This window comes from Thermococcus litoralis DSM 5473 (genome assembly GCF_000246985.2).
Lineage (GTDB): Archaea > Methanobacteriota_B > Thermococci > Thermococcales > Thermococcaceae > Thermococcus_A > Thermococcus_A litoralis.
The window spans coordinates 2,207,256-2,215,172 of sequence record NC_022084.1 but is presented as its reverse complement, the minus strand read 5'-3'; the positions used below and the strand labels follow the sequence as shown (position 1 = coordinate 2,215,172).

The 7,917-nt window shown below is 43.2% G+C and carries 8 protein-coding genes, 1 pseudogene and 1 CRISPR repeat array; of the genes and pseudogenes, 4 read left to right on the top strand and 5 right to left on the bottom strand.

All coding sequences use genetic code 11. The features are described from left to right. Positions 1 to 10 precede the first annotated feature (10 nt). A CRISPR array of direct repeats spans positions 11 to 373; the repeat unit is 30 nt; unit sequence GTTCCAATAAGACTTTAAAAGAATTGAAAG. An 81-nt stretch (positions 374 to 454) separates the two neighbouring features. The 3 genes and pseudogenes from OCC_RS12150 to cca all read left to right on the top strand — a co-directional run bounded on the left by OCC_RS12150 (position 455) and on the right by cca (position 2,832). Continuing rightward, positions 455 to 917 (top strand): annotated as a pseudogene (locus OCC_RS12150) (phosphoribosyltransferase). Continuing rightward, on the top strand, positions 914 to 1,471 hold the full coding sequence (thpR, locus tag OCC_RS12145) for an RNA 2',3'-cyclic phosphodiesterase (protein ID WP_004070090.1): 558 nt from the start codon (positions 914 to 916) through the stop codon (positions 1,469 to 1,471). Before OCC_RS12150 ends, thpR begins: the two are co-directional and overlap by 4 nt. 11 nt (positions 1,472 to 1,482) lie before the next feature. Beyond that, positions 1,483 to 2,832, top strand: a complete 1,350-nt coding sequence (cca, locus tag OCC_RS12140; RefSeq protein ID WP_004070092.1) for a CCA tRNA nucleotidyltransferase — start codon at positions 1,483 to 1,485, stop codon at positions 2,830 to 2,832. On the opposite strand, the gene OCC_RS12135 is transcribed toward cca, so the two are convergent. Next, positions 2,829 to 4,628, bottom strand: coding sequence for a polysaccharide deacetylase family protein (locus OCC_RS12135; protein ID WP_004070095.1), 1,800 nt, complete (start codon positions 4,626 to 4,628; stop codon positions 2,829 to 2,831). The two genes, cca and OCC_RS12135, sit on opposite strands and share 4 nt — an antisense overlap. Before the next feature lie 55 nt (positions 4,629 to 4,683). Here OCC_RS12135 and OCC_RS12130 point away from each other — a divergent pair, with 55 nt between their 5' ends. Next, positions 4,684 to 4,968 (top strand): hypothetical protein, encoded by a 285-nt coding sequence (locus OCC_RS12130; RefSeq protein ID WP_004070097.1) that lies wholly within the window; start codon positions 4,684 to 4,686, stop codon positions 4,966 to 4,968. Here OCC_RS12130 and OCC_RS12125 read toward each other — a convergent pair. From OCC_RS12125 to OCC_RS12110, 4 genes are all read right to left on the bottom strand, one after another. Further along, positions 4,965 to 5,186, bottom strand: coding sequence for a MoaD/ThiS family protein (locus OCC_RS12125; protein WP_004070099.1), 222 nt, complete (start codon positions 5,184 to 5,186; stop codon positions 4,965 to 4,967). The two genes, OCC_RS12130 and OCC_RS12125, sit on opposite strands and share 4 nt — an antisense overlap. Then, positions 5,170 to 5,496: a hypothetical protein gene (locus tag OCC_RS12120; protein ID WP_004070101.1), complete on the bottom strand. Its 327-nt coding sequence runs from the start codon at positions 5,494 to 5,496 to the stop codon at positions 5,170 to 5,172. The genes OCC_RS12125 and OCC_RS12120 overlap by 17 nt, the downstream gene beginning before the upstream one ends. Positions 5,497 to 5,539: 43 nt before the next feature. Beyond that, positions 5,540 to 5,971: an OsmC family protein gene (locus OCC_RS12115; protein WP_004070103.1), complete on the bottom strand. Its 432-nt coding sequence runs from the start codon at positions 5,969 to 5,971 to the stop codon at positions 5,540 to 5,542. A gap of 71 nt (positions 5,972 to 6,042) precedes the next feature. Then, complete coding sequence (locus tag OCC_RS12110) at positions 6,043 to 7,917, bottom strand: aldehyde ferredoxin oxidoreductase family protein (RefSeq protein WP_004070105.1); 1,875 nt, start codon at positions 7,915 to 7,917, stop codon at positions 6,043 to 6,045.

The following is a 7,917-nucleotide window of genomic DNA, read 5'->3' as shown; positions in this document are numbered from 1 at the left end:
TCTTTTCGGTGTTCCAATAAGACTTTAGAAGAATTGAAAGAGCATCACAGGCCTAAACTTCAACATATTCTGAGGTGGTTCCAATAAGACTTTAGAAGAATTGAAAGTAATTTATTGTACAGTAAACGAATTAATTATATATATGTTCCAATAAGACTTTAAAAGAATTGAAAGACATACCAGAAGAAGATTGACTGGGAAGACACTCCTATGTTCCAATAAGACTTTAAAAGAATTGAAAGGATCATCCAATTCTTGTCGCGCGTAGGATGAAACAGGTTCCAATAAGACTTTAAAAGAATTGAAAGATGGAGAGTAGGGCACTACATCTTAATAACGCTTTGTTCCAATAAGACTTTAAAAGAATTGAAAGCTTGAACCTCAGCATTTGAAAACGCTGGGTTTTTAAACTCTAACTCTTCTACTCTACCATATATCAAAGGAGGGTGAGAGAATGGACAAGGTCTATCTCACATGGTGGCAGGTGGATAGGGCAATCTTCTCACTTGCTGATAGTTTAAAGAGAATACAAGCCTGATGTCATTGTTGGAATCTCGAGAGGAGGACTTATTCCGGGAGTACGGCTCAGTCATATTTTAGGAGATGTGGAGTTCAAGGTAATCGACGTAAAGTTCTACAAGGGCATTGACGAGAGGGGAGAAAAACCCACGATAACAATCCCGCTCCACGGGGACTTAAAAGGAAAGAAAGTCGTAATAGTGGATGATGTCAGCGATACAGGAAAGACGCTCCAAGTTGTTATCGAGGAAGTAAAGAAGAAAGGTGCAAAAGACATCAAGGTGGCATGCTTGGCAATGAAGCCGTGGACTTCAGTTGTGCCTGATTTTTACGTTTTCAGGACTGATAAGTGGATAGTTTTCCCATGGGAAGAGTTCCCAGTGGTGGTTAGAGAATGAGGGCGTTCATAGCGATTGATATTAACGACGAAGTTAGACAAAAACTCATAGAGGCGCAAGAGAAAATCGAAAAAACAAAATCCGCAAAAATCAAATTTGTTGAGCCGGAAAACCTCCATCTAACTCTAAAGTTCTTGGGAGAAATAACTGAGGAGCAGGCAGAGGATATCAAAAAACTCTTAGAACAGATAGCCAAAAAGCACAAGAAGCACAGCGTAAAAGTTAAGGGCATAGGAGTGTTCCCGAATTACAACTATGTCAGGGTTATCTGGGCTGGAGTGGAGAACGATGAGGAGATAAAGAAAATAGCAAAGGAGATAGACAACGCTCTTTTCAAACTTAGCTTTAAGCGAGAGAAGGATTTTGTTTCTCACATAACAATAGGAAGGGTAAAATTCGTGAAGGATAAGGTTGAGCTTATGCTGGCGTTGAAAGAGCTTTCTAACGAGGAATTTGGCGAGTTCGAGGTCAGCGCAATAGAGCTTAAGAAGAGCACTTTAACACCAAAAGGGCCCATTTATGAAACCCTTGCAAGATTTGAGTTGAAGGATTAGGTGAAGCATTGATGGAACTGCTGAAGGAAGTTTTGGAGAGGATAAAGCCATCGGAGGAGGAGAGAGCCTTAGTCAATGCTGTAACACAGGAGATACTTAAGATTGCAGAGGAAGAGATAGGGAAAAAGGACTTAGAGGTTACCCCTCGTTTGGTGGGCTCAATAGCGAAGGACACCTATCTATCCGGCGACCACGATGTGGATCTTTTTTTGGCATTTCCCCTTGAAGTTCCGCTTGAGGAGCTGAGGAAAATAGGGCTAGAGCTGGGGAAGGCCATCGGTAAGAGACTTGAGAGTTACGAAATAGCCTACGCTGAACATCCATACGTGAGAGCTTTTTACAAGGGTTTTGATGTGGACATTGTACCTTGCTACAATGTGAAAAGCTGGAGAGAAGTAAAGACGGCGGTAGATAGATCCCTACTCCACACCGAGTGGGTGGTAAAACACTTAGACGGGAGAAACGACGAGGTAAGGCTTCTCAAGAAGTTTCTGAAAGGGATAAATGCATATGGCAGTGAAGTTTATGTTAGAGGCTTCTCTGGTTACTTAACGGAGCTTTTGATAATAAAATACGGTTCCTTTATGAACCTGCTTGAGAACGTCGAGTTCTTGGGGAAGGGCAAGATAATAGACCTTGAGGGATGGTTAAAGAAGGAGCCAGAAATAGCGTACAAAACTGTGGAACGAGAAGGGGAAAGCCCCTTAATTGTTATAGACCCCGTTGATCCCAGAAGAAACGTTGCTTCTTCTCTTAGCTGGGAAAAGTTTGGAGTGTTTTATTTTAAAGCGAAAGAGTTTGTCGAAAAGCCGGGAATTGGGTTTTTCTTTCCATCAAAAGCAAAAGCTGGTGATTATAAGGCCTTGCTCAAGAAAAAAGGCACAAATCTGGTTACTCTCCTCTTCCCAAAGCCCGAACTCGTGGATGATGTTCTCCTTCCCCAGCTTGAGAGAAGTGCGAAGGGGTTTGAGAAGAGCCTGAAAAGGGAAGGTTTTGAAGTTTTTGACTTAAATTGGGGATACACTGAGAAGGCGTTCATCATGCTTGAAGTCGATAGGGTGGAGAGGCCAAGAGTAATTTTAAAACCCGGGCCAGAGTTCTTGGGCGAGAGGGCGCTTGATTTTTACACAAAGAACCAAAAAGTATGGATAAGGGGAAAGAGGCTTTATTCTGAGAAAGAGGTTAAGGAAGGCATAGTGGACGTTATTGAAGACCTTCTCACCAAAAACCAAGTTGCCCTTGGCAAAAACTTGAGAGAGGTTATAAAAAATGCAGAAATTTTAATCAACTTCGTTCCTCCAGAACTTGAGGAAGAGGCTTATCTCTTTCTCAGCAAAGAAAAATGGAACATAAAGGGCTAAACCTTTGCCCTATGCTCGCACCATTCCTTGTTTTCCCAGTTTCCGTGCATTTCTCCGGAGATATGGCCTGTATCTGCCACCGCTTTTTTCATATCATAGAGAACTTCTAAGGCGTTTCTTATGTCCTCTGGGAGGTCTTCGTTTCCAACGTAGAGGGCTGCCCTTGTTATTACATTGTAATCACAGTTTGGAACCTCGCTTTTTAGGCTATCGAACCAAGCTTTTTCACTTGTCTCCCATCCCTCAAGCCCTGGCATCTTGAAAAGTTCGTAGTCGTAGTAGAGCTGGGGAAAAGCAAGAAGCTTCATGTATTCGAGGAGGATGTAGTTGGCTCTCTCGTGCATGTTCTCATCAATATAAACCTTCATGAGCTCTATAAGTGCCTTGCTGATCGCGGAGACGTTCTCAAATGTTACCCTTGTGTCGATGTTTTCCCAGAACCGGGGATCTGAGTGGTTGGCGAGCAGCATTATGTAGTATATCCTTCCCAACCTTAAAGCAAGCGTTGGATCAAGGTCTTTAAGCGGTTCCATTATATATTCCACCGTTGTATCCATCTCAAAGTATTCGTAGTGTTCTCTAAAGAATATTCTCGCATATCTTACCAGAAATTCCTTTATATCCTCTATGCTCGCCTCTGGGAGGTATTTGTGGATCAAATCAATCACACCAAAGCGTATACTCCTATTTAGTTCCCTGAACAGCTTTGTAAAGGCATACTTCCAAAGCTGTGAAACCTTCTTCCCTTTGTAGACACGGTTAATTACTCTGCTGTCTTCTCTTCTCATGCCGAGCCATCTGATGTCACTCGTCCTTCCGTCTATGCTGAGATCGTAATAGTCACTCCAACTCGAGTAGTCCTTGACGTTGATTCTAAAGTGCTCACTGCACTCTCCTTCTAACCTTTTGAACTCTCCATTTCTCTTCTTTCTAATGAACTCCACTGCGTTTATTGTTTCAACTCCTTTTTCCTCAAGTTTTGAAAGCCAAGTGATGAACTTGTCCAGCTGTTGTGGGTTGCTCAGCAAAGCCTCAAGATCGCTTGCGAGGTAAACCAAATAGGGAATCTCAGAGTTCTCTTTGAAAACATCTATTCTACCTTCTACAACAGCCCTCACAAGGCCATCAACGTCAAGTGTGTTGAATGCAAAAGCATCGCTCAGCTGGTGATCCCTTCCGAAGACGTATCCTATTTTATCGTCGCATTTGTATGTGTTGCAGGAGAACTTTGCTTGGGGAAAGTGAAGGCCAACAAACTGCCGCTCGTCCAGAAGGAACACTATTTCCTTTTGTGTTGACTCTGCTATGATTTTGGCAGTTTCTTTAGTGATAACGTTCTCGGGAAGCCAGTACCCAACAACATCCTTGTCTTTGATAAAGGGTTCATAGAAATCGAAGGAGATTCTCGCAAGAATTTCCTGTTCAAAAGTGCTGAGGTGGGGCATTATTGGATGAAAAGGCGTTGTTGGAACCGGCTCCACTTTGTTCATGAGCAGATCGACTATTTCCGCGTATATCTTTGGTTTATATCTCAGGATCATGTAAAGTGTGAAGGGCTCAAAATCAACACTTACGCTTCTGGATTTTAGAGATCCCAAGGCATCGCTGGTGTATTCATACGCTTTAATAACGGTTCTTGTCCAGTTCCTGGATTTCACTTCTATATCCCTTATTTTTAGGGACACCGGGCTCAATCGCTCTGAATATTTTATTGGATCCCACCCGGAGCCATCGTGGATATAGATTAGATCACCGGGCTGGTAAGCATGAAAATGGTATCCAAACTTCTGGTACATTGTATCACCCTAAAAGTTTAAAGTCGAAAGGAGTATTAAGAATTGCGGTGGTTTCATGGAAAAGCTGAAACCCTATTTAGAAGATATAAATCGGAAAGCGGGTTATGCAGAAGAGCTTTATGGGATTAGAATAAGGTACGTCCCGCTTATAGTGGAGGAGATGACAATCGTATTTGACCGGCAAACTTGGAAAATAAAGATTCTGGAGGAGGGAAGGCACCTTTCTACAGGCGAGATTGAAAAGCTTGAAGAGAAAATCTTGGAGAACATCGAGAAAGGCTTGGTGGAACTTTACCTAACGCTCACTTTTGGAGAAGATGTTGGACTTGGGGAGGGTTAACCCCCATAGACTACCGGAAGAACCTTTAAGGTATCTCCATCACTTAGTGGGTGGTTTTTTGAAACTTTTCTTTCATTCAAAATTAAATGATGCTCTGAATCACTTATTTTCAAAATTTTGAGGACATCCTCAACCCTAGCTCCCTCTTTAACTTCTAGCTCAACCTCCGTGCCGTGTTTTATGGCAAGCTCTCCGTAGAGCCTAACCTTTATCTTCACCCCTAAGTTCCTCCAGGAACTGCTTAAACTTTAGATATATCTCCTCGGGAGCCTCTTTTAGGGGGGAGCTCTTTATTTTGGGCTTTTCCAAGCCTATAATCATTTTTTCAAAGAATTTGATTGCATTTTGCAATGCTTCCTCCTCAGTGGCTCCAGGAGGGATGTCGTTGTCCAAGTAGTACCAGCTATCGTTTTCTTTGTCGTACAAAGCCAAGCTCGGGAACCATTCCCCACATTCTCCCCCTATGCTGAGCTCAATCATGAGCTTGTCGTTTTCAAGGAACCCCTGCTTAAGCTTTTCACGCCACATTAACTTCACCAGAAAAGGATAAAGAAAGGGGTTTAAAAAACTTTCAGCACTTTTCAACTTCAACCTTTGTTGGGGTGGGGTTGGCTAAATTATCGCTAACTGGGCAGCGTTCTTCTACCTTTTCAAGCCACTTCTTGAGGGTCTCTTCATCAGCATCAGTCTTCACTTTAATTTTGGCCTTGATCTCTTTGTAGCCCGCTTTTTCACCTTCTCCAGTCATAAACTTTCCAGGATTAAGGACACCTTCAACTTCAACACTCAGGTCTTCAATTTGTATCCCCATGTCCTTGGCTACAAGGGTCGCGACAATATTTAGACATCCTGCAAGGGCTGCGAGGAGATATTCAACTGGGCTCGGAGCTTCCCCACCGATTTTGTCTATTGTAATCTCAAAATTCCCGGCTTTGACCTTCATTTTTGTTGGAGAAAGCCTCTCCCCTACAACTTTGATTGTCATGTCTTTGTATTCTACCATGGCAATCACCGCATATTTTTGACAATAAAGCCTTAAAAAGTTCATCAAAACCAAAAGTTTGAAAGAAAAGGTTAAAGGTTTAAGCGCTTTTTGATTCTCCTAACTTCCCTCTTTGCATCGCTTAAGCCGAGCTCTTCAAGAACTTCCTCTTTTGGAATCCCATTTTCGTCGTAGCCAATCTCTTCGTAGTACTGTCTGACCTTTGATTTTATCTCCTCCCTGCTGGATGCTTTTCCTCTAACGGGCCCACTTGGTAGTGGTTCATAGAATCTTGGTGGATTGTCATCGTCTTTTCTTGGATCCCAGTATACATCCGGCCCGCCAAGGAGTAAAAGTATTCTCTGGAGGTGGATTATCCTCAGACCGACTTCGTTAAACCACTGCTCTGGGGTTATGTCAAATCCTGTCAAAGCGTTTCCAAATTCTAGAATTCTCTCAAATCCCGGCCTTGTGACAAACATACACACAACTGCCGAATCATAAAATGCGTTTACCATTTCTCCCTCATAGCTCCTTGCTGGAAGGCTAGCAGTTGAAGTGTGATCCCCTCCTTGGACTGAGACTGCGTAGCTTATGTCTTTTGTGTAGTCAAGCTCGCTCCTTATTCCATGGGCCCCTACTCCGATTCCTTTCACGTGAACTGCATATTTTGTTGCATCCACTCCCTTCATCTCGGAGATCTTTAGTGCTGCTCTGTAAGTGCCTTCGGCTAGTATCTTTCCAATGCCCTCTTTCTCGGCTATTAGGTGTAAAAGCTTTGCAAATGCCTTTTCATCGCCCCAATTGAGCTCAAATCCTATGTCTTCCTTTGTGAGTATCCCTCTCTGGTAAAGCTCCGCTGCAAATCCTAAAGTGTTTCCAGCGTTTATTCCATCTAAGCCAAGTTCATCCACAAGGTATGAGAGGTAAACGATCTTCTCGGGCTCAAATATTCCAAGGTTGGTTCCCATATACGCTTGGAGCTCATAGTCAGGTGCATCCGTTATTGAGCCCTTGTATTCGCCGTAACGGAGATATGAAATTTTCATACAGTTCACTGGACATCCGTAATCGGCCCAGTACTTCTTTATCCATGCTCTATTTTCGAAGTTAACGACACTTATCTCCTCGTTGTCGTGATATTCCTCCTGCCAGTTTCTTATCGGCTCGCTTGAGCGGTCATGCCCTACGCTGTAACCCCCAGCTCCGGTGCCCCATTCTCTAAATGTGGTCATTGAGAAGAGCTCCTTCCAGAACTCTCTGAGGAGGAATTTCATTTTTTCTTTGTCGTAAACCTCTGGAAGGGATTTGCTTCCCTTTACAACTATCGCTTTGAGGTTCTTGCTCCCCATAACAGCTCCATAGCCCCCGTAACCTGCGGCATGCATGAGCTTTGTCATTATTGCAGCAAAGCGAACCTTGTTTTCTCCTCCTTTGCCTATGTACATCATTGCGGGCTCTTTGGGGATCCCTTTCAGCATTTCCTTTTTTCTTACCTCTTCGTGCACTTCCTTTAAGAGGGTTTTATGAAGCTCAATGCCCCCCATGCCCCAGTATTTGGATGCATCTCTTATTTCCACAGTATCGTTGTAAACGAAGAGATAAACGGGCGTTTTTGCCTTTCCTCTGATTATGATCCCATCGTATCCCGATGCCTTAAGCTCTAATCCTACCTCACTGCTTAAAACACTCCCTACAATACCATTGCTCTCTGGGGATTTAGAAACAACAGCGGTTTTCATGCCGGGATAATAGCCGGTCAGAGGTCCAGTGAGTATTAGAAGAAGGTTTTCCTCGCTAAGAGGATCAACGTTTTCCCACTTCTCTCCAAGCTCTTTCCAGAGGAGGTAAGTTCCAAGCCCTCTTCCCCCGTAGAACTTCCTTAGAGTTTCTTCCTCAAGCTCAACTTCTTTAATCTCTTCCTTTGTTAAGTCAACATCAAGGAGCTTTCCAGTGTATGCATACAT